This is a genomic window from Providencia sp. CIM-Carb-044, from assembly GCF_033901115.1.
Lineage (GTDB): Bacteria > Pseudomonadota > Gammaproteobacteria > Enterobacterales > Enterobacteriaceae > Providencia > Providencia hangzhouensis.
Genome location: NZ_JAXADV010000001.1, coordinates 589,834 through 612,235, shown reverse-complemented (window position 1 = coordinate 612,235; position 22,402 = coordinate 589,834). Strand labels below are relative to the sequence as shown.

Here is a 22,402-nt window from a genome sequence, read left to right as displayed (position 1 = left end):
TATGAATCACTCAAGTCAATTCGAACACCCGAATCTTATCGTCGATGATGCGACTGTGACATATAATAACGGTCACACCGCTATCTATGACGCAAGCTTTACTATCTCAGGTGGCTCTATTTGTGCCTTAGTTGGCGTAAATGGTAGTGGCAAGTCAACGTTATTTAAAACCATTATGGGGCTTGTCACCCCATCTTCTGGCAGTGTGACATTAAATGATCAGCCGATAAAAACCGCGCTTAAAGAAAATGTGATTGCATACGTCCCACAAACAGAAGAAGTTGACTGGAATTTCCCCGTTCTCGTTTCTGATGTCGTGATGATGGGCCGTTACGGCAAAATGGGTTTTTTCCGCATCCCTAAACAAGCCGATAAAGATGCGGTCAAAATGGCATTAGAACGGGTTGACCTTGCAGGGCTTGAACATCGCCAAATAGGCGAGCTTTCAGGTGGTCAGAAAAAACGGGTTTTTTTAGCGCGAGCGCTCGCACAAGAAGGTAAAGTTTTACTCCTTGATGAACCCTTTACTGGGGTTGATGTTAAAACTGAAAATGCCATTATTGACCTGCTGCGTAGTTTGCGTGACGAAGGCCATCTAATCCTCGTTTCAACTCATAACTTGGGTAGTGTGCCTGAGTTTTGCGACCACGTTATCTTAATCAATCGCACTGTTTTAGCGAGTGGACCTACAGAAACAACATTTACGCAACGAAACCTGCAGCAAGCTTTCGGCGGCGTATTGCGTCATATTAACCTGTCAGGTCAAGAGCTTCATGACGATGATGACCCTCGCTCTGTCACCGTCATTACCGATGATGAAAGAGCGGCTGTATTCTATGGTCATGACCATGATGCGCCCGTTCGAAAAAACCAAGCTAAGGGTTCCGAATGATTGAGATGTTATTACAGCCCTTTGAATATGATTTTATGATAAAAGCTATTTGGGTCAGCGCCATTGTTGGTGCTGTCTGTGCGTTTTTATCGGCGTATTTGATGTTGAAAGGCTGGTCATTAATGGGAGATGCGCTCTCCCACTCTGTTGTTCCTGGGGTGGCTGGTGCTTATGCTTTAGGTTTGCCCTATGCGGCTGGAGCCTTTTTTACTGGGATCCTCGCGGCACTGGCCATGACATTAATAAAGCATCTAACTCGTTTACGTGAAGATGCTGTCATTGGCTTTATTTTCTCTACTTTTTTCGCAGCAGGTTTGTTGATTGTTTCATTGAACCCAACATCTGTGAATGTACAAAGTATTATTTTTGGTAATATTTTAGGTATTGCGGATTCTGACGTATTACAAGTAGAAATTATTATTGGCATTTCATTCATTGTACTGCTGTGCTTATGGAAAGATTTATTAGCCGTTTTTTTCGATGAAAGCCACGCTCGTTCAATTGGCTTGAACCCATTACGCCTAAAAATTATTTTCTTTACATTATTAAGTGCTTGTACTGTTGCAGCCCTACAAACAGTTGGTGCAATCCTTGTTATCGCAATGGTCGTCACTCCGGGGGCAACCGCCTATTTATTGACAGACCAGTTTAAACGTTTACTCATTATTTCAGTCACAATTGGTACCGTAACCAGTGCTGTTGGTGCTTATATCAGTTATTTCCTCAACGGTGCTACAGGTGGGTTAATTGTTACACTACAAACTATTATTTTCCTGTTGGCATTTTTCTTTGCACCTAAGCACGGTATTTTTGCCTCAAAACGTAATGCAAAAAAGGAAGTAGCTCGGCTGCATCAGTCACACCGACAAGGAGCATCTCATGAGTGATTTCATTGACTTACTGATGGCTCCGTTTGCTTTTCCTTTTATGCAAAAAGCATTGATTACCGCCATTGTTAGTGGGACCGTATGCGCTATCCTTTCTTGCTTTTTAGTATTGAAAGGTTGGTCATTGATGGGTGATGCAATTTCCCATGCCGTTCTGCCGGGGATCATTATTGCTTCTTTACTCGGTATCCCATTAGCGATAGGGGCTTTCGCATCTGGCTTATTCTGCGCTGTCGCAACAGGGTATTTAAAAGAAAATAGTCGGATAAAAGAAGATACCGTCATGGGAATTGTATTTTCTGGGATGTTTGCTATCGGTTTAGTGATGTTCGCTAAAATCGATACAGAGCAACACCTAACACATATTCTTTTCGGTGATATATTAGGGATAACCGATAGCGAATTTAAACAGATTTTACTGTTTGCTGGCATCACTATCGCAATTATTTTACTGAAACGTAAAGATTTTATGCTCTATTGTTTTGACCCAAACCAAGCCCGTGTGATTGGCCTCCCCGTCAAGCTGATACATTATGGTTTACTGTCTTTACTTGCATTAACCATTGTCGCTTCACTGCAAGCGGTTGGGATCATTTTAGTTATTGCCATGCTGATCTCCCCGGGAATTATTGCATTTGTCCTATGCCGGAGCTTCGGCAAAATGCTCGTCGTCGCTATCATCGCTTCTGTAACATCAAGTGTTATTGGAACCATCTTGAGTTTTCACATTAATGCGACGACTGGGCCAACCATTGTTGTTACGCAAGCGGTTTACTTTGTAATAGCCCTGCTCTATAGCAAGCTAGTACTGGCACGTAAAAGAAATCAGACTAACCCACAAAGTATGCATACCGCATAATAAATGGCAGATATAACAAAAAAGCTGAATTCACGCATAACGAATTCAGCTTTTTTATTTTCAATAACACCCTAGCTATGCAACAAGATCTTTTTTAGTAACTTAAGCATCTGCATTAATTAGCTATCTGCTGCGTGTTTTTAACTGGTTCACCGCAATATTACGACGTTGCTCTTCAGATTGAGTTTCATACACCTTCATTTCCCCTCTTCCCGCTGGTAACGCCTGCTCAACAACAAGCTCCGCATCTGTCTGAGCAATAATATCTTGTAATTGTTGATGTTGATTACACCAAATTGCATCAACATCCTGGTCTCGTGAATTATCCCGCCTTGCAGAAAAAGCCACTGTACGCGCTTGAAAACGAGCTTGTTTTCCACCTAATTCTAGTCCATACCCCGGCGTTGCAGGGTGTGTGACGACTACTTTGCCATCATCCAGCCATGCTTTAACATCAGTATCTTGAACTTGATAACCGAGTTTTCCTAACCCTTCTAATACCGTTTTCCTTTGTGCAGTGGCAACAACCTGTTGTTCTGCAGTACTTACGGCATTATTCAGCTTATCTATCCATGCAGTTAACACTTCTATCGAGTTTGATTGTATACTCGCTAGCGCATTCGAAATCATGGCTTCATTTTCATTACTCGCAAAAATAGCCAATTCATCACAAAGTTGTTCAATTTTATCGATAAGTTCAATTCGTTGCTGACTTAACTTCAATTGTTCTGCCAATGTCATGATCAATGAATCGGCACGTAAATGGCGCTGTGTGCCTTCTTTAAACTCTTCAAGCTCAAGCAGTTGTTGTTCCGCACGCTGAGCTTCATCAAGCGAAGTCATCAGTTTTAGCTTTTCAATCATCAATAGAATCTGCTCACATTGCTTGGCAAACGGCGTTTGAGGTAAGCCTGATTGCCAAAATTGCTTCACGCCTTCAGATTGTGCTTTTAGCTGGCTCAATAATGCCGCTGCCGATGGTGTTAGTGAAGTTGATTGTGAACTCAATAAAGCTAATACTTTAAAAATTAATTTATTAGATTGGTTTTCATCCAGTTCACTAGCCGAAATTAATTGCGTAAGAAGTTCGGTCTCATTTGGCAGTTTTTCATGTACCAGTGCGATTAATTCAGCCAAATTATGTTCTCTGTACTTTTTTGTTCGGGCTAATAACGCTTGTTTTTCAAGTTGTTGCTCACGAACTTCCTGTACTTCGTTATTCAGTGTCCCAGTAAACTCAACCAATTGGTTATTTAATAAACTTAAATTGCGTGCTGACAATGTGGCAACCTGTGCCTCATTTTCCATTAACTGCTGGTATGCTTGTTTGATTTGTGCAATACGCGGCTGATGATATTGGCTGCGGTTTGCCAATGCATTCCACTGTTTAAATCGACGTTTAACTACCGCAAGCTGACGCCGACACTGAATTTCATTCATTTCCCTAACAGTTATACGATGAACCGATGAACTCATAACGCACCTTCTTGCGGATTTTGACTCTCTATTTGAGAGAGGGATGAGGTTAATAAAGCCTGAGAAATGGCATCATGTAGTTGTTGCTGTGCCAAATCGCGATTTTGATACCATTCGATAATAGAAACCCGGTAACGCGCTGGTATCACTCGTGCCAGAACAGCACTGCGCCATAGCTCCCTAGAACGCGCTGTTTTTAATAGTGGGTGTGATGGTATGTCGCATTCAATACCGATGAGCAAACGGCCACTGGTTCGGTCCTCAACAATGCCATCAAAATGGAATACCCCATTTTGGCTTGCGGTGGTCACCTGCCAGCCACTTTGTCGAATAAAACTCATTACCGAATCGACAAACGCATTTTGCGGGAGCGTTTCGTTATCAACCGCTGACTGTGTATGACACATGCGACTAAGTAATTTTTTATTTTCTTTTTGCATTAATGGGTTACACGCATTTAACGCATAAGCCAGATAACCTTGTAAATAATCTCTTGGAATTTCCGGTTTGCGGTAAGTGGCTAGTAAATCAGAAATTTCATCTATTGGCATTGATGACATTATTACGACTTGCTGACGAGCACGAGTGATGGCGACATTTAAACGCCGTTCACCACCAGTTTGCCCTAATACCCCGAAGTTACGCCTGAATGTCCCCTGCGCATTGCGACCAAATGTGGTAGAAAATAAAATCACATCGCGTTCATCGCCTTGCACATTTTCCACATTTTTCACAAAAAATGACATATCTTCGTCATCGTGAGTGCGTTGGTTTTCCTGCGTATACGCCTGAAGAAAATCTTCATCCTGTGCTGCACGTAATTGAATTATTTGATTAATTAATGTTGCTTGTTTTTGGTTAAACGTGACTACCCCCACAGAGGGTCGTTGTTCGAAAGGCCGTTGCCACATTGAAGCTAAATGATCCACGATAGCGACTGCTTCAGCTTCATTGCTTTGGTTAACATACATGCCATTAACTTGAATAAGCTGTAATGGCTTAATTTTACTGACCATTTTAGAAGAAAACTGCGCTGGAATATTAAGCCTATTTTCATAGAAAGCAAAATTGGAGAAATTAATCAGCTCTCGATAAGCAGAACGGTAATGAATATCCAATGTATGAATAGGCAATACTGTACGTGCTAAATGTAATAAATCAGGGCAATCACTAATTTGCCGGTAATCCCATTGCTCTCCTGCCAATTCTTGTTGGTCATCGTCTTCTTCATCAATATCGTCTTCAATTTGCTTGCCTGTGAAAAATTTTGAAGGTGGCATTTGCTTTTCATCGCCACTAACAATGGCCTGTTTGGCTCTAAATAAAGTCGATAAGGCAAATTCAATCGGCATCTGTGAAGCTTCATCATAAATCACACTGTCAAACATGGCACCTTCAAGAGGGAGCACCTGGCTCGCTACATCGGGTGTCATCAACCAAACCGGCCGTAGTTGCATTAACCCAATATCTCGACCTTCTTGTATAAATTCCCTTAAACGTCGCGCTCTTGGCCCTGCTAAACGAGTAATTTCTTCCCATTCTCGGCGGTTCCCTAACGTTTTGATATCTATATTGGCCGTCAATGCCAATTTATTGAATTGTTGTAATTGTTTTTGAGCATTTTCTAGTTCAGCTAGGCCTGACATCAGCTGGCCGTGATTAGTACTTAATGCAGGCAATGTTGCCAGCAATTGAGCTTTAGTAAACAGACAGAAATAATAGTTAATTGTTTGAATTAATTGATCTCTCCATTGCGTTGTGCCCCCTTCAGTTGCGATAAGTTGTCCAATAGCCGGTTTTAATAGCGTTAAGATCCCCCAATGCTGCTCGGTAAAATGTTGTGTTTCTTCCCGAAACGATTGGTAACGCTGTAAATTTTCTTTCTGTTGCGCTATCAGCACCAGTTCAGTCGTATTTGACTCACCGTTTACGATGGCCATCTTAAACCGTTCAACGGTTTCTGATGAAAATACGCTATCTAGCCGACTTAATTGGTTTAAGCTTTCCGTTTTTGCACGTAACTTAGCTATTGCCGCCCTGACTTCATGACATTGATGGATAAACCCGGCTTTTTGTTGCTGAGTAATCGCGTCTATAAAATGCAAAGGTTCAGGGTACTGAGCGAGAAGCTCAGCCATATCTGCCACTCGTTTTAATTGCATGACCAACGGTTGCAATGTGCTACGCCACAGGTGGTTTGGCTGAAGCTCAAGACCAAGCTGTTGATATAATGGTTGTAATTCCCTTTCAAGTAAACGCCATTGTTGTTCAACGGCGATGGTATTAAGCACTGACGTCTGTTTTTCAGTCGTAGGCGCTAAGCCACTAGCCGCCATAAATGACTGCAATTGGTTTTGCCGACGGTAGTAATACGGGTTCAAGAAACGTAACCATGACCCTTGCATTGTTTCCATCAATGCTCGCGATAATTGGGAAAGATGGTCATTATCAATCCCCCTAAACACAGGGAATAATAACGGGTCGATATTTTCTTCATTAATCGATAATAAACGCTGATACAACAGCTCAAGTTGGTTAATAACTAAATTTCCCGTTTCACTGCTAAATAGCGTTAACCAACGGGAGAAATCCTGCCATTGTTCAGCCGTTAATTGGCTAAATTGTGCTTCATGCTGTGATAACCATTGCTCATGAGTCGATAATTGAGTCAACGTAATTTGCTGATATGGCGTTTTATAAGCTTCATCACGTTGCTTTTCAGTATCGATCAATCCCATAATAGATTGATTAAACAATAAATATTGAGGGTCATTCACCGTAAACTGCGATAAGGCTTTTAGTGCATTATTTTCATAATCCAATTGCCACCAAGTATACGCATGTGACTTCAAATCATCCGTTAGTTGCTCAATCGTATGGCTATCAAATTGCGCTAATAAAGGCTTAATGTGCTGTTCATCAATATCAAAATGAGGAAGCTTTTCAAGTTCAATCAATTGGCTTAATACTTGTTTATAAGAAACTTGAAACTTTTCGTCGATATTATTGAGTGAGTGAAAATACCTATCTATTTTTTGTTCAAATAGCTGAACGCGATTTACAAGATGAATTCTCTCTCCCTGCCAATCAAGCTCAACGGGCTGGCTTTTTTCTTGTCCCCAAAGTTGCTCAATTTGTTCTCTCACCGCCAAAATAATCTCACGGCCTTTTTGGCTTTGGCTGATATATAGTGCTCTATCCCCTAATCCATTAGCAATCAAACGCTTATAGACTACTTCTAGTGCAGCAGGTTTTTGACACACCACTAAAACGGTTTGCTGACGCCCTATCGCATCTGCAATCAAACTCACGATGGTTTGGCTTTTCCCTGTCCCTGGCGGCCCCTCAATCAGCAGCCCCGTGTTAGCTTGTGCAGCTTGAACAACTTGTTCTTGTGATGGGTCTGCCAATGACAATGCGTACTGATTAAGTAAATTATCTGGCTGTGTTTCACTCGTGCTATTGAGCGGTGAGACTTTTAGCATTGTCGCTAAGGCTGTTTGGGAAATAGGTAGCCCAGCAATTTGCTGTAAATCGCTACTCATCGCCTGTCCAATAAACGAGGTATGGAAGAGTACCGCTGAACAACAGATTTGTGCACTATTCTCTGCAATTGGAGTAGTGATCGACGGAAGTGGCGCGAGTTCTGTACCTTGTATCGGTAATAAAGACGTAAGTGTCTCCATCATATCTTCAATGGTTAAACCTGCTTTAGATAATAAATTATCTAATATTGTTTGCCACTCACTCACCGGAGGTATACCCGCAAAGCTTGCCAGTGCTGGATTTAAGCGTATTGCCGCCCTCTCATGATCAAAACTAAGCTGTATAGGGCTGTTTTGAGCTAAAGAAGTCCGTAATGAAACGGGCCATAAAAATAAAGGTGCTATTCGCGGTTTAATTTGATTCGGCTGTGTGTGCAATAATAAGAATGGGAAACCAAGGTACATGCCATCAATACCTGTATCCCGTTGATATAACTGCGTATCTGATTGTAGGATCCGTAATCGGCCATTGACGCCTTTATGCTGTAATAGCAAATCACTATCAATGGTAACCGTGCTTTTTTTGCGGTTCAATAAATGTTCAAGTAATGCACTTGCAGGGCGAACGGGGCTATCGCATTCCATTAAATCGACTCGCCCAGTATTTTGCGTTAAACGCATACGCACTAAGTTTCCACGCTGTGTTACTGACGTGAGCTTTTGTGTAAAAAACCTTAGAACTTCAAGAACATATTTTTGTGATTCGGGTACTTGCCAGTGTTCGAATGGAATAGCCAGCAATACGAGAATTTTGACTAACGGCAAGCGACGCATTAATAAAAAGTCATCAACCCAACCATCTAATTCAGGGATCCCTATACGTTTGAAATCACTGACTCGGTGGTTAATGAGCTGGTATAGTTCCCCTCTTGGTAACAAAAGTTGGTTTTTGGCTATTTCGCTATCAAAATTGTGGATATCATTGTGTTTTGCTAATTCAAAAGATTGCTCGACTAATGCAGTCAGTGAAACAAATTGCCCAATATCGGCACTTAGCAATAAAATATAATCAATTTCTTGCAGATTTTGTCTATCTAATAAGGCTTGTAGGCTTTCATTATGTGAGTCAGGAAATTGGCTATGCAGTAATTCCCAACGCGCAGCGAGCTGGCTTATTGACGTGATTAACAAATACAGTTTCAAGCTTTCTTCATTGAGTAATATATTCAACTGTTCAGCGCGTTGGCGTACTAAACATTGGCGGTGGTAGAGCTGCACTAACCAATGTTGTGGGTCGATATTCTGAATATGTTGAGTTAATGGCGCACTAATTAGTGCGTAAGCAAGAATAGGCTGTTCTAATAACCAAGCTGGTGTGATGATTTCACCACGGTAAATAAATGGCATATTCGGGTTTAGGATTTTTAAAGCTAAAGTGAGTTTAATATCTTGATTAATTTCACTTTGTAAGGCTCCATCTAGCGTTTTTGGGCTATCTAAAAAAGCCTGAAGTTGTTTGAGTTGTTCCTGACTATTATCAAGCTTTGCTAACCACGACGTTAATTCCCCGCGTAGCAAAAATTGGACTGCACCATCCCAATGAGCTTGTTCACCAGCAACCATGGCAAAAGTATCAGGCTGAGAAAATTGCTGACCGGCAAACTGGACTTGATGGTATTGAGTTGGCGAGCCTGCTATCGCACTTTTCGGTGCTTGGACCGCTTTCCCCTCTAGCCATGCTGACACCTGCGGCCATTGCCAACGTAAAAAACGATCCCGGCACAATAACCCGCGCAATAATAGTTGTAAGTTGGGGTCTAAATCATCAGGAAAATCAACACCATTAGTCATGACTTGGATTAAGAACGCATTATCATGAACTTGAGCAAAACACTGCCCTTGGGTCAGTTGTTCTAATAAAATAACCCCAAGACTCCACCAGTCTGATGCGGCGCTCACACCGCCTGCTAAGGTTTCTGGTGCGCTATAACGGGAAATATCTAAGGGTGTTACAATATCAAGGTCAAATTCAGACAAACTCGCAGAGCCATATTCAATTACCACAATATCTAAAGGCTCACGGCTGCGGATCAATAAATTAGCGGGACATAGATTACGATGACGTAAGCCATGCTCAGTAAATGCCGCTATCGCTTGCCCCATTTCTTCAACCAATTTGGGAATTTCATGTAACTGCCAAAATTCCCCTTGCTGAATAAATTGGCTCAGTGAGCCACCTTCTAGTAATTCAGTCACATGCCAAGCACGGTTTTCCCAGCGTCCCGTTTCATAAAACTCAGGCACATGGTCTGTTGGGATCAATTGAAGTACTTGATAAATCGTAGGGTCAGGTTCTTCACCTTTTTGATATAAGGTAAGCACACCATTTTTGTCGTTTTCAATATGTGTGACTAAGTAACGTTCACGTGGGCTATCGTTTTGGTTAATACGTCGTTCAAGCCGCCAATTGCCAATCAGTCGTTGAGATTGCTCCTCAATATTGCTTGTTTCAAGAGCTGCATCCGCCCCACACTCAAGGCAGATAAAATCCCCCTCATCCATGGAATGCCCATTCACACAAACTCTTTGTTCAATAATTTGGTTATTTTGATTATTCTCATCAATACTGAGTTTTGGGCTCTCAATCGAGGTATTGTGCTCATCAATGGGGCGCCAACCCGTTTCATGAATAGCTTCAAGGGTTAAATCCCAACCACAAAACTGATTATCTCCTTGTGGTGTTTTAATTTGCCCAGCACAAAAAATTTCAGTTAACGGCCGCTCTGTTTGGCAATGTGGGCAAAAACGTATCATGGTCATCCATTCATCCAATTAATTATTTTTTTAGTTGTCGCAAGGATTGATCTTGCTGTTCAATCAAGGTCCGCAAACGCAACATATCGTTACGTTCAGGAACCCCCGCCAAAAATAGCCGCCCTGTTTCATCAAACGCTAAATCCAGTACTTTATCTTCTGGTGTTATCGAGCGCTGATATGCCATAAATCGCACTTCTCCTAATGGCGTTAACATATGCAATTGCTGATTATCACTGCCTTTGAGCATCTGGGTTTGCGGAAGATCCACAATAAATGGCTCACTAATTAAGGCATCAATATTGGGAGCCATTTGTAAAACACGCTCTTCAATGTGTTCCCATTGATAACCGCTATAGACCAAAATATCCGCATCGGTTAGCTGTTTAATCCCTTTCACTAATTCGGATAAGGCTTCAGGCTGTTCAAACGGTTCTCCCCCTGAAATCGTGATGCCATCTGCGAATGGTAACCACTCCGTTATCTGGTCCAGTAATTGTTTCACCGTGATGCTATTGTCTTTCACTTGCCATGTATCAGGAGAAAGACAGCCTTTACAACGTAATGAGCATCCCTGAAACCAGATACCAATACGTTTTCCAGGGCCTAGAGCCGTAATTGGAAAATGAATTCGTGAAATATTAATATTCACCACGTCAATTACTCATCGCTGCTAACGTGATTTGCGTTGTTTCACCTGTGGCAATTTCGACAATTTGATAAGCCGAATTAGGCTGTAAATCTTGGTCGAAAACAGCGCGAGATAATGGGTTAATTAAATAGCTTTCTAATTGGTTACGTATACCTCGACCGCCATTAGATAAATCAGCTAAGCAATGTTGTTTTAACGTTTCTTTGGCTTGTGGTGAAATTGAAATAGTCAGTGATTGCTTTTCCAAACCAGAAAGAATATTTCCCACCATTTGTTCGAATATTTGTTGTGCCACATCAGGGCGAATAAAATCAAAAACAATAATGTTTTCCCCAATTCGGTTGAGCAGCTCTGGTCTATTTAACACTAATTTAAAGTGACGTTCGATTTCACTTTTCACATTACGCGTCACCGTTTCGAAAGGCTCACTCGGCTGGACATTCGCTACCCGCTCACCATTTGCATCCAAACGATAAATGCCAAGATTTGACGTAAAAATAATCAACGACTCTGAAAAATAAACGCGATCACCACGTCCTGAGGTCAATACACCATCATCAATAATTTGTAGAAATTTATCCATTAAATGAGGGTGTGCTTTTTCTATCTCATCAAACAACACCACACTAAACGGCTTTTCACGAATGGCATTCGTCAATTCACCACCAGAATCATAACCGACATAGCCAGGAGGAGCGCCAATTAAACGTTGGTCTGCATGTTCTGCACTAAATTCAGACATATCAAAGCGGATATACGCACTTTCATCACCAAATAGCAATTGAGTGACCGTTTTCGCCAGTTCCGTTTTCCCGACACCCGTTGGCCCCGCTAGAAACAAAACGCCTCGAGGTCGCCCACCTTTATGCCCCCCCACTCCGGTCATTGCACGTTTAATAATGTCCAATAAATGAGTGACGGCATGTTGTTGTCCTTTAACTCGGCGAGAAATAATCTCTGGGGCGTTATGTATTTTCTGCTTATCAATTTTTTTCCAAGGGTCTTCCGTTATGCCTACTTTATAACGTCGTACCGCATCACTAATACGTGTCACAGGGACATTTTCAATCCGTGCGAGCTGCACTATCGCCGTTAAGTCCAGTAACAAGAGTCCTTCTGTTTCATCAATAAAGTCATTAAATAAGCTGTCTTTATCCGCTTGTTCTATGCTATTAACATCAGATAATGAAGCTAACAACATTGGCGTAAGAACCCGACGAACTTGGCTGTCAGGCTTCGCAACAGGAATGGCTCTCACTCGTGGGTTATTAACTAAAAACCAATCAGGTAAATCGGTTTCTTTCTCCACAATCCAAAAAATAGAATTGTAGAACGGCTGGTTATTTTCCCCTGCTGGTCGCGTTTTTGCTTGGTGAGAAACCACCAGAGCCCGAGTAAATAAGCTGTGCTCAGCGGGAGTCAGGTTATCGCGATGGGAAATCAAGCAAGAGGCGAAATCAATACATAATGCAATTGGCTGCTGCTTATAGTTAATAAATTTTTCCAGCAAATGATTCAACATATCAATACCACCAGCGGCTTTATCATCAGCCATATGCAAACCTAAGTTTTGCATCAATGTGGCACTCGCTTGCGAGTTTTCTGTGGGGCTCGCCACGCATTGAAAACCAATCAGTGGTGTATAGGTAATAACATAGGCATACCCTGCCTGAAACAAGTTATTAAAGAGTGCTTGGTTAAACGGCAGTGGTGTCACTACCCTAGGCGCAATTTCGCTGGCTTGTAGGTCTCGAACATTGCCAAATAGAACAAACTGACTTTTCAGTGGAATAAATCGCAGTAAGTCTCTTAACCAGCGCGGTTTTTGAAAATCCATGTTCATAGCACCCCTTGAGTATGAAAGTATTCTTTGCAGTTTACCTGAAATCACTAGCAAATGGCGTCAAGATCTTGAACTCATACCGTATTATCTGAACATTCTCATTTAGATAGAAATAGGCTAAATTTAAAGCAGAACAGGTTTGTGTTTATTGCCTGATAATTGTTCAATAATTTCGTGATAGCTTCTTCTTTTTAAACAATTATCACTGTTAATTCCTAAACTGTCGCTATAGTATTGTATTAATGAAGACCAAAGCAGAGCGAGGTGAGTCATGTGGCAAGCAATGTGTCGTTTATTAAGTGAACACTTAGGTGAGGCGGAGCTACGTAACAAAGTCATTCTGTCTGGTGGTGATATTCACCATACGTTAAGAATTGACTATGGCGAACACACCGTGTTCATTAAACAAAATCGGCGTGAGTTTTTGCCTTTATTTAAACAGGAGGCTGAGCAACTTGAAATGCTCGCTAAAAGCCAAACGATAACCGTTCCTAAGGTTTACGGTGTTGGTAGTAATAAGCACCACAGTTTCCTTCTGCTCGAATACTTCCCTCTTAAGCCTTTCGACAACACCAATGCATGGCATTTTGGCCAACAATTAGCGCGTTTACATCAATGGGAAGAGCAGCCTAGCTACGGGTTTGATTTTGATACTATGCTAAGCACAATTGTGCAACCTAATGGCTGGGAAAAGCGTTGGAATTCATTTTTTGCAGAAAAGCGTATTGGCTTGCAATTACAACTCGCTTCCGAAAAAGGAATGGTATTTGCTGATATTCAGCAAATTGTCGATATTGTTAAGGAGAAACTTGCTGGGCATCAGCCACAACCCTCTTTATTACATGGTGACTTATGGCCAGCTAACTGTGCTATCACTCAAAATCTTGAAGGTGTATTATATGACCCCGCATGTTATTGGGGAGATAGGGAGTGTGATATAGCAATGTTGCCATTATATCAAGATCTTCCGATCCAAATTATTGATGGCTACCAAAGTGTTTGGCCGCTCCCCAATGGCTTTTTAGATAGACAACCAATATACCAACTTTACTATTTACTTAATCAAGCCCATATCTTTGGTAACGAACAAAGCTACCAGCAAGCACGCACGATTATTGATAATCTACTCAACGAAAAATAAGCTCCTGTTTTTTAGCATTTAGCACGACAAATAATTAATTTTCTAAATAATTCGAACTGTGGCAAGGCGGCGATTGAGGATAGTTTGGGGAGCATACACAAGTATGTGACCCGAGTAGCTAAACGCAGCCAACACCCTCATAGTATGGAGTACGACGAATAATTAATTTTCTAAATAATTCGAGCTGTAGCAAGGCGGCAATTGAGGATAGTTTGGGGAGAATACACAAGTATGTGACCCAAATAGCCGAAAGAAGCCAACACTCTCATAGCATGGAGTACGACGAATAATTAATTTTCTATATAATTCGCATTATGAGTAGGCGGCAAGTGCAGATATCTCGGGGAGCATACACAAGTATGTGACCCGAGTAGCTAAACGCAGCCAACACCCTCATAACGCGAAGTATGACGAAAATTCGAAAATTACCAATTAAGGAAACATAGAAGAAAATACAACGCTAGCCCCAATACAATTGGCCAAAAATAAAGAAGAAAAAATTGAGTGAATATCGTATGACGTGGAATAGTCACCTTAGCTTCAAGCTCTTCTTTTGAGATGTCTATCCCTTTTGCTTTTTCTATGATTACGTGATCTTCTAGACTTTCACGAATAAACTTAATTTGCCGGTACATGCGCAAACCTGATGCACTTAACGCGAGCCCAACAAAAATAAAAATAAAGATGATGATAAAGCTGATATTACTGCCGGAAAACCCATTAGCGACTTGAGGTACTGGTGAGTTATTCCAAAAGAAATTTAGGAATGGTGTACTTTGACGGGTCATTTCCGCCATTAATTTAATAAAATCATTAGCGACTGCATTAATCCCTTCTCCTGCGAGCCCCTTCATGCCTGCCAGTTTAATTAAAGACGCCAATGTCGAAATTAATGCTAACAGAAAAACAACCCAACCCAGAATACGTTTGCCGATTGCGACATAATTGGCATTATGGTAATTCATTACTGCTTTTCCTCAGCGTTATGATTTTTGATAAATTTTTACAATGATTATTCAACGCTAATCATAGCTGAAAATATTCATTGCCTCCAAATTTCAATTCACGATTAATAATAATATATAGACTTTCAGACTAATCAAAATAGTGAGGCTATTCATTACCATTATACTTTTACTTCATACTGTCCGAATATTCCTCAATATTAGACTAATACTGATTTCAAGTAATACGCTTAAAGTCAGTTTACTGATATCATGACTTCTTCGTTAATAAATACGACATGAATGGAGTTTTGACATGTACCATAATCTTCCCATCCAATCGGTCATTTTTGATATGGATGGTTTACTGATCGACTCGGAACCTTTTTGGGCACAGGCTGAACTTGAGATTTTTTCACAATTGGGTGTTGACGTTTCAATTGCGGATACCCTGCCTGATACCTTAGGTTTACGTATTGACCATGTGGTGGAGCTTTGGTACCACGCTTCCCCTTGGCAAGGATGCAGCCAAGAAGAAGCCACACAACGCATCATTGACCGTGTTGTTGGCTTAGTTGAAGAAACTCGCCCTATTCTACCGGGTGTGCAACATGCTATGGAACTTTGCCGTTCAATGGATTTAAAAATTGCGCTGGCTTCCGCCTCTCCTTTGTACATGTTAGAAAAAGTATTAAACCTTCTGGATATTCGTGATTATTTCTCCGCGGTTATTTCCGCATCTGATTTACCTTTGAGTAAACCTCATCCTGAAGTTTATCTTAAAGCAGCAGCTGAGTTATCGACTAAACCCGTCAATTGCGTTTCATTAGAAGATTCATTTAACGGTATGATTTCTGCAAAAGCCGCCAGAATGCGTTCAATTGTGGTACCTGATAGCAAGCATTTTAATGACCCGCGCTTTGGTTTGGCGGATATCAAATTAGCCTCACTGAATGACTTAAAGGCTGAACATTTACGTTAAGAATACCTTGAGTATCTAATAAGTGTTCTCCCCTATCTAATTTAGGTAGGGGTATTGTGTTAAATTATAAAATACTTCCCTTATTTGCTAATAAATAAGAGTTTTTTTATCTTTCTACCACTATCATATTCTTTTCAAACACTTTATACTGCCAATCAACTGTATAGATAAACAGATGGTATTTTATCCACCATGACAGCTGAAGGGCATCTGCTTTTTTCCGTCGCCTCTTTAATAATGGCTCATAAACTTCAAATCACCCCAGAGATTGCTCATGGTGATTGGCTGCACATGGTTCCAGGGGCCTTATTAGGCGCATTATTGCCCGATATTGACCACCCCTCTTCAATTCCTGGTCGACTACTACGGATTTTTTCATTACCCATTTCCAAATTGTGTGGGCACCGGGGGTTTACTCATAGCTTAGTTGCATGGTTACTTTTGATGATTTCTTGTTATCAATGGATACCAACCGAATGGGCAATTCCAAATGATATTATCCAAGCTTTTTTATTAGGTTATATCAGTCATCTAGTCGCAGACATGCTCACCCCTTCAGGAGTACCATTCCTATGGCCACTCCCTCAACGCTTTTGTTTTCCCATGATCCGCGGTAAAAATAGCCAACGAGGGGAACGCTTTATTGCCATTATTTTGACTGTTTGTGCCTGTTTTTTACCTGCAGATTACCAATTCGATTTTTATAACCACATTGATATGATTATAAAATATATTCATAATCAAATAGATACACACATTCCCACATAAATTATAGTTTTGTAATATAATGTAAGTATGAATAATACTATATTATTACTTTTTGATATAAGAAATGTGTTTTATCAACTGATAACATATAACCAGTTGTTTGAAGCAACTAAATCCTTATAACCAATAAGGACTAAAGGGCAAGTAACATACCTTATAAAAATATGATTTGGAGTTCGGAATGAATATTCCTCTAATTATTAATGTGCTCGGCTTTGTAGCACTACTAATACTGTTGGCAAAACTAGGGGCTAAAGGCTGGAGCCTATCTAAAAAAGTGTTAGTCGGTCTGGTTTTCGGTGTTGCCTACGGGGTAATACTGCACCTCGTGTATGGTAGTGGCCACCAAACGGTAAAAGACTCCATTCTGTGGTTTAATATTGTCGGAAATGGTTATGTGCAGCTATTACAAATGGTGATTATGCCATTAGTATTTGCTTCAATACTAAGTGCAGTGGCAAGGCTACATAAAGCTTCTTCGCTAGGTAAAATTAGCTTTTTAACAATTGGCACTTTGTTATTTACCACAGCTATTGCGGCGTTAGTGGGTATTTTAATTGCCAATTTATTCGGCCTGACTGCCGAAGGTTTAGTTCAAGGTCAATCCGAAACAGCACGTTTATCAGCAATAGAAAGCAACTATATTGGGAAAGTTTCTGACTTAACCGTGCCTCAGCTAATCTTATCGTTTATTCCAAAAAATCCATTTGCAGATTTAACTGGTGCAAACCCAACGTCAATTATTAGTGTCGTTATTTTTGCTGCTTTCTTAGGTGTTGCCGCACTGCAACTGTTTAAAGATGATAAAGAGCGTGGTGAAAAAGCCTTAGCAGCGATTGATGTTATGCAAGCTTGGGCAATGAAATTAGTTCGCTTGGTCATGCGTTTAACGCCATATGGTGTGATGGCGCTGATGATTAAAGTCGTAGCAAGTTCAAACTTGCATGACATCATCAACCTAGGCACTTTTGTTATTGCGTCCTATGTTGCGTTAGGCATTATGTTTGTTGTACATGGTATTTTAGTGGCGACGACTGGCTTAAACCCTATTAAATTCTTTAAGAAAGCGGGCCCGGTTCTGACATTTGCATTCACTAGCCGTTCAAGTGCTGCAAGTATTCCACTAAATATTGAAACACAAACACGTCGTTTCGGTATTCCTGAATCGATTGCTAGCTTCTCTGCATCGTTCGGAGCAACAATTGGGCAAAATGGTTGTGCGGGTATTTACCCTGCAATGTTAGCCGTGATGGTCGCACCGACAATGGGTATTAATCCATTCGACCCGCTGTGGATTGCGACATTAGTCGGTATCGTGACTATCAGTTCCGCAGGTGTCGCGGGTGTTGGTGGCGGTGCAACTTTCGCCGCATTAATTGTACTACCAGCGATGGGCTTACCAGTTACATTAGTTGCTCTGTTAATTTCAGTTGAGCCATTAATTGATATGGGTCGTACTGCATTGAATGTCAGTGGTTCAATGACAGCAGGCACAGTGACTAGCCAGTTGATGGGTGAAACAGATAAAGCGATATTCAATCAAAATGATGACGCAGATTTAAAACACGTTTAACTTATCATTATGATTCAAACGAAACCTGCCTTCTGGCAGGTTTTTTTATGATTATGATAAGTATGTGAAATTTATTTACCTTGGAGAATATCAAAAAAATCAGTTTTTTGTGCTGAATAATATTGCAATAAACTGGAATAACGTAAGATAATAAAGCCTGAGCAACGTTTTCTTGAGCTTCCTGCTTGTGTTGCGTCAATCCATTTTCTATGGGTATTTTATCAACATCATTTATGGTTTTTTAATATGACTAATAATGTCCATATCCTAAAAACTGATCCTTCAGATAACCCTTGTGTAAGCTGCGGTGCATGTTGTGCCTATTTTCGTGTCTCTTTTTATTGGGCTGAGGCTGAAAGTGGGGGTGGTGTTGTACCACAACATTTAACTGAGCAAATAACCCCATTTATGAGTTGTATGCAGGGAACAAACCAAAAACATAATACGCGTTGTAGCGCTTTAGAGGGCACCATTGGAGAGTGTGTGTCTTGTTCGATATACACACAAAGGCCAACACCTTGCCGCGAGTTTGAACAATCTTGGCAAGATGGTATTTATAATGAGGCGTGCGATAGAGCACGTGCTGCTCATGGTTTACCCCCTTTAGAGCCTCATCAGCCACAAATAGCGTGCTAGCCGTCAATGACCCAGATTTTTCTGGGTTATCTCTTTTTTGAGCCAAATCTGAAAAATGCGTCCTTGCACACGTGTTAATCATCCAGCTATTTAAATTACATAATTTCGTTCATTACCTGCATCGCCAACTCAAAAGAGTATAAACGAGCTTGATGATCAAAAATTTGGCCATTTACCATAATTTCATCCGCTTGAGTTTGCCGTAATATCGTATCCAACCCATGACGTACCTTGGTTTTATCCCCTACCAATGACATGCCTAATGCTTGTTGAACACCAAATTTTTCAGCGGGTGACCAAATACTTTCCATACTCTCAACAGGTGCAGGCAATTGAGAAGGTTGACCACGACGTAACATAACAAAGGCTTGCTGCATCGACGTAAATAAAAACTCTGCTTCACGTTGAGTATCCGCGGCAATGATATTGATACAAACCATCGCATACGGCTTAGAGAGTCTCTGAGATGGCTGGAAATTAGCACGATAAACTTCCAATGCCTGTAATAATAAATCAGGGGCAAAATGAGAAGCAAAAGCAAAAGGAAGCCCCATTTGCGCGGCTAACCTTGCACTGTATAAACTCGATCCTAACAACCAAACCGGAATTTTTTCACCAAAGCCTGGCACTGGACGCACTGCTGGATCTGGGTTTATAGCATCAAACCAATTAATGATTTGCGCAACATCTTGCGGGAAATTATCGATATCCGTATTCATATGGCGGCGTAAAGCTTGCATCGTTCGCTGATCACTTCCAGGAGCACGCCCTATGCCTAAATCAATGCGTTCAGGGTAAAGTGTGTTTAGTGTGCCAAATTGCTCTGCTATCACCAAAGGGGAATGATTCGGCAACATGACGCCACCAGAACCTAAACGTAAATTGTGAGTATTTGCGGCAAGATAGCCTATTAACACCGAAGTCGCCGCGCTAGCAATCCCAGTCATATTATGGTGTTCCGCAAGCCAATAGCGGTGGTAACCGAGTTTTTCTGCTAATTGAGCAATATCAAGGGAATGAGCAAAGGCCTCTTTCGCCGTCGAACCCTGAATGATTGGCGCAAGGTCGAGTAAAGAAAGGGGAATTTTTTTATCTGACATACACACTCACTTTGTTAGAATTTTGTTGAACCTAACTTACCATCCTAGACTATCCCCTCTGATGTCTCCAGCACTGAAATTTGTATTAGCACAAGTAGTCTAAAAATGTAAATTACCGTCTAATAAGCCACTGTTTTATATAAATTATGGTTCAAGCTTGAATAAAAAGTGCAGTAATTATGGAGCTTCCGTCAGGGGAGGTAAAAGCGATTGCGAGACAATATGAATTGATGAATGATTTACCCATCACCAATACAGAGGATACTGAAATGAAAAAATTAAATACCGGTTTATTAGCTTTAGCATTATTAACCGTCGGCTTTACCGCAGCAGCAAATGGCGTTAACCACAAAATGCCTCGTCAGCACATGGGTAATCATCACAATATGGTATATAGCGTTGCGGAACAAACGATGACACCAAATGAAACTGCAAAAAAGCTGGCCAATAATGCGCCCAAAATTGAAGATGGCAAACGCTATGTAGTCAAAGTTACAGTGATGGAAGTCCCTGAATATAAACCAATGAATGCTATGCCAACACCAGAGCCAATTCGTGTCCCAGCTACACAGTAATAATTGGTATCAATGAAAATTAATTAAGTTATCGGCAAAACCTTTTATATTGATAAGTACAACCAGATAGCACCTATCAATAAAAGCCGATATCTTATCCAGACAATAAAGAGTTCTACACTCTAAATAATTCATGGTGCAGTTAGGCGACGAATGAATTCAGTCAACAACGCTGTAACTTGAAGTATGACGAGTATATATATCCTACGATTGCCTCTGTATACCAGAGGCTTTTTTTTAAAAAAGTTTCTCTGAATTGGACCTTCCTCTCTAGTAATAATACCTAATAGCGACTACTCTTAATTCAAGCAGATTGTTAATAACTGTAATTTATTAACACTTTGTTTGACATCCCTTAAATAGAAAATCAGGAGCTTATCATGGGGTATTTTGAATTAAAAAAATCCACTAAAGACGTTGCTCAGCCTTACTATTTCGTTTTAAAAGCAGCAAATCACGAAGTGATTGCAAAAAGTGAAATGTATGCATCTAAGCAATCTGCGCTTAAAGGGATTGCCTCTGTCCAAAAAAATGGCTCTTCTGAAACAATAAAAGATCTAACTGAGTAAGTTTCTGTGGCCCCAGCCTTCTGCGAATCGGGGCCACTTTTTTATCTGTTGGCTTATATAACTTACATAAATACACGCTATTGCAAGTAACACAATTTAAATTAATTGCTATTCAATTTAAGCACTAAGTAAATTAGCCACTAATCAAATGAACCTAAGTAACGCAGTAACAACCGCTGCTGACAACACAATGATAATAAATGGTTTTTTAAACCAAGTCAGTACACCTGCCACTAATACCCCTACAATTTTAGGCCAATCCGAAACTTCATCACCTGAAAATAACGTAGACGTTGCCGCAACTGAAAATAAAATAACAATGGCTGCTGCTGAAAATAATACTTTGCTATTCTCCGAAAGGACTACTCGACCGCGTAGCAAAGCCCCTGATGCTCGCATTAAATAAGTACCAACCGCCAACAACAGTATTCCGCTAATAATTAACCACGGGTTATTTGTCACTATTATTTCCTTATATAAACAACCAAGCTCAATAATGCCAGTAATACAGGGATCCCCGCTGGTAGTATCGGTGTCGTTGCAACAGCGATAACTGCACCGATAACGGCGGTTAACCGCAGGCGTTTATCCGATAACGCGGGCAATGAAAGCGCTAAAATAATCGCAGGAAACATCGCATCCATGCCATATATATGAGTATCATTAATAAAGCTGCCCAATACCTCACCTATCACAACACCAATTGGCCAACACAATAGAATACCTATCCCACACAACCAAAAAGCCGCACGTTTTTCTGATTCAGTTTCTTGAGCTAAGCCAAATACAACACTCTCATCATTCATAATATGATAGCCCAATAGCGACTTTGCTCCCTTCCCCGTTAAATCACTCGTTGCAAAACTAAAGGGGATATGTCGTGAATTGACTAATAGCCCCGCGAGTGCAGCAGAAAGCGGACTTCCACCAGCAAAAATCACGCCGATAAACAAAAACTCGGACGCCCCTGCGATCACTAAAATAGATAAAGTCACTGGTATCCACCAGTCAAATCCCTGTGAAAGCGCCAATGCACCATAAGAAATGCCAACAATTAAGTCAGCAAAACAGACAAGAGCTATATTTTTCACTGTGCTATGATTTAGCTTTGAGCTTATTGAAGTTAGCATCCCTAGACCGTTCGATATATAATACGTTTGTTCATTATGTCGATAGATAGTATAAAGTGCAATCTAAATAGGAAAA

Annotated in this window: 18 protein-coding genes; 10 read left to right on the top strand and 8 right to left on the bottom strand. The window is 40.8% G+C overall.

Annotation, left to right across the window (positions count from 1 at the left end; genetic code table 11):
* The first annotated feature begins 1 nt into the window (after window position 1).
* From SJ312_RS02765 to SJ312_RS02755, 3 genes are read left to right on the top strand one after another with little or no spacing between them, the layout of a single operon-like run.
* Entirely contained in the window at window positions 2-892 is an 891-nt protein-coding gene (locus SJ312_RS02765) for a manganese/iron ABC transporter ATP-binding protein (protein WP_109911242.1), read from the top strand.
* Window positions 889-1,779 (top strand): metal ABC transporter permease, encoded by an 891-nt coding sequence (locus SJ312_RS02760; RefSeq protein WP_004263652.1) that lies wholly within the window; start codon window positions 889-891, stop codon window positions 1,777-1,779. The genes SJ312_RS02765 and SJ312_RS02760 overlap by 4 nt, the downstream gene beginning before the upstream one ends.
* On the top strand, window positions 1,772-2,638 hold the full coding sequence (locus tag SJ312_RS02755; protein ID WP_110591602.1) for a metal ABC transporter permease: 867 nt from the start codon (window positions 1,772-1,774) through the stop codon (window positions 2,636-2,638). Before SJ312_RS02760 ends, SJ312_RS02755 begins: the two co-directional genes overlap by 8 nt.
* Before the next feature lie 123 nt (window positions 2,639-2,761).
* On the opposite strand, the gene SJ312_RS02750 is transcribed toward SJ312_RS02755, so the two are convergent.
* Genes SJ312_RS02750 through SJ312_RS02735 form a run of 4 tightly spaced genes read right to left on the bottom strand, consistent with a single transcriptional unit; the run spans window position 2,762 to window position 12,902 of the window.
* Window positions 2,762-4,114 carry a hypothetical protein gene (locus SJ312_RS02750; RefSeq protein WP_319866891.1) on the bottom strand — a complete coding sequence of 451 codons (1,353 nt, stop codon included), beginning with the start codon at window positions 4,112-4,114 and terminating at the stop codon, window positions 2,762-2,764.
* Window positions 4,111-10,419: a protein kinase domain-containing protein gene (locus tag SJ312_RS02745; protein WP_319866890.1), complete on the bottom strand. Its 6,309-nt coding sequence runs from the start codon at window positions 10,417-10,419 to the stop codon at window positions 4,111-4,113. The genes SJ312_RS02750 and SJ312_RS02745 overlap by 4 nt, the downstream gene beginning before the upstream one ends.
* Window positions 10,420-10,435: 16 nt before the next feature.
* A complete protein-coding gene (locus SJ312_RS02740; protein ID WP_319866888.1) occupies window positions 10,436-11,068 on the bottom strand; it encodes a 4Fe-4S single cluster domain-containing protein in 633 nt (210 codons plus the stop codon).
* 1 nt (window position 11,069) lies between these two features.
* Window positions 11,070-12,902, bottom strand: coding sequence for an AAA family ATPase (locus tag SJ312_RS02735; protein ID WP_036958655.1), 1,833 nt, complete (start codon window positions 12,900-12,902; stop codon window positions 11,070-11,072).
* Window positions 12,903-13,179: 277 nt separating this feature from the next.
* Here SJ312_RS02735 and SJ312_RS02730 point away from each other — a divergent pair, with 277 nt between their 5' ends.
* Complete coding sequence (locus SJ312_RS02730) at window positions 13,180-14,049, top strand: fructosamine kinase family protein (protein ID WP_004263637.1); 870 nt, start codon at window positions 13,180-13,182, stop codon at window positions 14,047-14,049.
* A gap of 425 nt (window positions 14,050-14,474) precedes the next feature.
* Here SJ312_RS02730 and SJ312_RS02725 read toward each other — a convergent pair whose 3' ends face one another.
* Entirely contained in the window at window positions 14,475-15,014 is a 540-nt protein-coding gene (locus SJ312_RS02725) for a YniB family protein (protein WP_110591598.1), read from the bottom strand.
* A 295-nt stretch (window positions 15,015-15,309) separates the two neighbouring features.
* On the opposite strand from SJ312_RS02725, the gene hxpB reads away from it, so the two are divergent.
* The 4 genes from hxpB (at window position 15,310) to SJ312_RS02705 (ending at window position 18,952) form a co-directional block, all read left to right on the top strand.
* Window positions 15,310-15,975, top strand: a complete 666-nt coding sequence (hxpB, locus tag SJ312_RS02720) for a hexitol phosphatase HxpB (RefSeq protein ID WP_004263628.1) — start codon at window positions 15,310-15,312, stop codon at window positions 15,973-15,975.
* A gap of 192 nt (window positions 15,976-16,167) precedes the next feature.
* Window positions 16,168-16,743, top strand: a complete 576-nt coding sequence (locus tag SJ312_RS02715) for a metal-dependent hydrolase (RefSeq protein ID WP_165880397.1) — start codon at window positions 16,168-16,170, stop codon at window positions 16,741-16,743.
* A gap of 181 nt (window positions 16,744-16,924) precedes the next feature.
* Window positions 16,925-18,316 (top strand): L-cystine transporter, encoded by a 1,392-nt coding sequence (locus SJ312_RS02710; RefSeq protein WP_094961738.1) that lies wholly within the window; start codon window positions 16,925-16,927, stop codon window positions 18,314-18,316.
* 246 nt (window positions 18,317-18,562) lie between these two features.
* Window positions 18,563-18,952 (top strand): YkgJ family cysteine cluster protein, encoded by a 390-nt coding sequence (locus SJ312_RS02705; RefSeq protein WP_094961737.1) that lies wholly within the window; start codon window positions 18,563-18,565, stop codon window positions 18,950-18,952.
* A 95-nt stretch (window positions 18,953-19,047) separates the two neighbouring features.
* Here SJ312_RS02705 and SJ312_RS02700 read toward each other — a convergent pair whose 3' ends face one another.
* Window positions 19,048-20,052 (bottom strand): luciferase-like monooxygenase, encoded by a 1,005-nt coding sequence (locus SJ312_RS02700; RefSeq protein WP_153673504.1) that lies wholly within the window; start codon window positions 20,050-20,052, stop codon window positions 19,048-19,050.
* 179 nt (window positions 20,053-20,231) lie between these two features.
* Between SJ312_RS02700 and SJ312_RS02695 the strand changes: the two genes are divergently transcribed.
* On the top strand, window positions 20,232-20,627 hold the full coding sequence (locus tag SJ312_RS02695; protein WP_153673505.1) for a hypothetical protein: 396 nt from the start codon (window positions 20,232-20,234) through the stop codon (window positions 20,625-20,627).
* Window positions 20,628-21,007: 380 nt separating this feature from the next.
* Window positions 21,008-21,196 carry a YegP family protein gene (locus SJ312_RS02690; RefSeq protein WP_004263611.1) on the top strand — a complete coding sequence of 63 codons (189 nt, stop codon included), beginning with the start codon at window positions 21,008-21,010 and terminating at the stop codon, window positions 21,194-21,196.
* A gap of 144 nt (window positions 21,197-21,340) precedes the next feature.
* Here the strand turns inward: SJ312_RS02690 and SJ312_RS02685 are convergent, their stop codons facing one another.
* Window positions 21,341-21,658 carry an AzlD domain-containing protein gene (locus SJ312_RS02685; RefSeq protein ID WP_172767286.1) on the bottom strand — a complete coding sequence of 106 codons (318 nt, stop codon included), beginning with the start codon at window positions 21,656-21,658 and terminating at the stop codon, window positions 21,341-21,343.
* A gap of 2 nt (window positions 21,659-21,660) precedes the next feature.
* Window positions 21,661-22,326, bottom strand: a complete 666-nt coding sequence (locus SJ312_RS02680; RefSeq protein WP_319866882.1) for an AzlC family ABC transporter permease — start codon at window positions 22,324-22,326, stop codon at window positions 21,661-21,663.
* Window positions 22,327-22,402 lie beyond the last annotated feature (76 nt).

Bases quoted from the DNA above. Each gene is read 5' to 3' on its own strand.
- SJ312_RS02755 (WP_110591602.1), top strand. From the start codon at position 1,772: ATGAGTGATTTCATTGACTTACTGATGGCTCCGTTTGCTTTTCCTTTT.
- SJ312_RS02750 (WP_319866891.1), bottom strand. From the start codon at position 4,114: ATGAGTTCATCGGTTCATCGTATAACTGTTAGGGAAATGAATGAAATT.
- SJ312_RS02715 (WP_165880397.1), top strand. From the start codon at position 16,168: ATGACAGCTGAAGGGCATCTGCTTTTTTCCGTCGCCTCTTTAATAATG.
- SJ312_RS02705 (WP_094961737.1), top strand. From the start codon at position 18,563: ATGACTAATAATGTCCATATCCTAAAAACTGATCCTTCAGATAACCCT.
- SJ312_RS02730 (WP_004263637.1), top strand. From the start codon at position 13,180: ATGTGGCAAGCAATGTGTCGTTTATTAAGTGAACACTTAGGTGAGGCG.
- SJ312_RS02735 (WP_036958655.1), bottom strand. From the start codon at position 12,902: ATGGATTTTCAAAAACCGCGCTGGTTAAGAGACTTACTGCGATTTATT.
- SJ312_RS02700 (WP_153673504.1), bottom strand. From the start codon at position 20,052: ATGTCAGATAAAAAAATTCCCCTTTCTTTACTCGACCTTGCGCCAATC.
- SJ312_RS02690 (WP_004263611.1), top strand. From the start codon at position 21,008: ATGGGGTATTTTGAATTAAAAAAATCCACTAAAGACGTTGCTCAGCCT.
- SJ312_RS02745 (WP_319866890.1), bottom strand. From the start codon at position 10,419: ATGACCATGATACGTTTTTGCCCACATTGCCAAACAGAGCGGCCGTTA.
- SJ312_RS02710 (WP_094961738.1), top strand. From the start codon at position 16,925: ATGAATATTCCTCTAATTATTAATGTGCTCGGCTTTGTAGCACTACTA.
- hxpB (WP_004263628.1), top strand. From the start codon at position 15,310: ATGTACCATAATCTTCCCATCCAATCGGTCATTTTTGATATGGATGGT.
- SJ312_RS02725 (WP_110591598.1), bottom strand. From the start codon at position 15,014: ATGAATTACCATAATGCCAATTATGTCGCAATCGGCAAACGTATTCTG.
- SJ312_RS02760 (WP_004263652.1), top strand. From the start codon at position 889: ATGATTGAGATGTTATTACAGCCCTTTGAATATGATTTTATGATAAAA.
- SJ312_RS02695 (WP_153673505.1), top strand. From the start codon at position 20,232: ATGGAGCTTCCGTCAGGGGAGGTAAAAGCGATTGCGAGACAATATGAA.
- SJ312_RS02765 (WP_109911242.1), top strand. From the start codon at position 2: ATGAATCACTCAAGTCAATTCGAACACCCGAATCTTATCGTCGATGAT.
- SJ312_RS02680 (WP_319866882.1), bottom strand. From the start codon at position 22,326: ATGCTAACTTCAATAAGCTCAAAGCTAAATCATAGCACAGTGAAAAAT.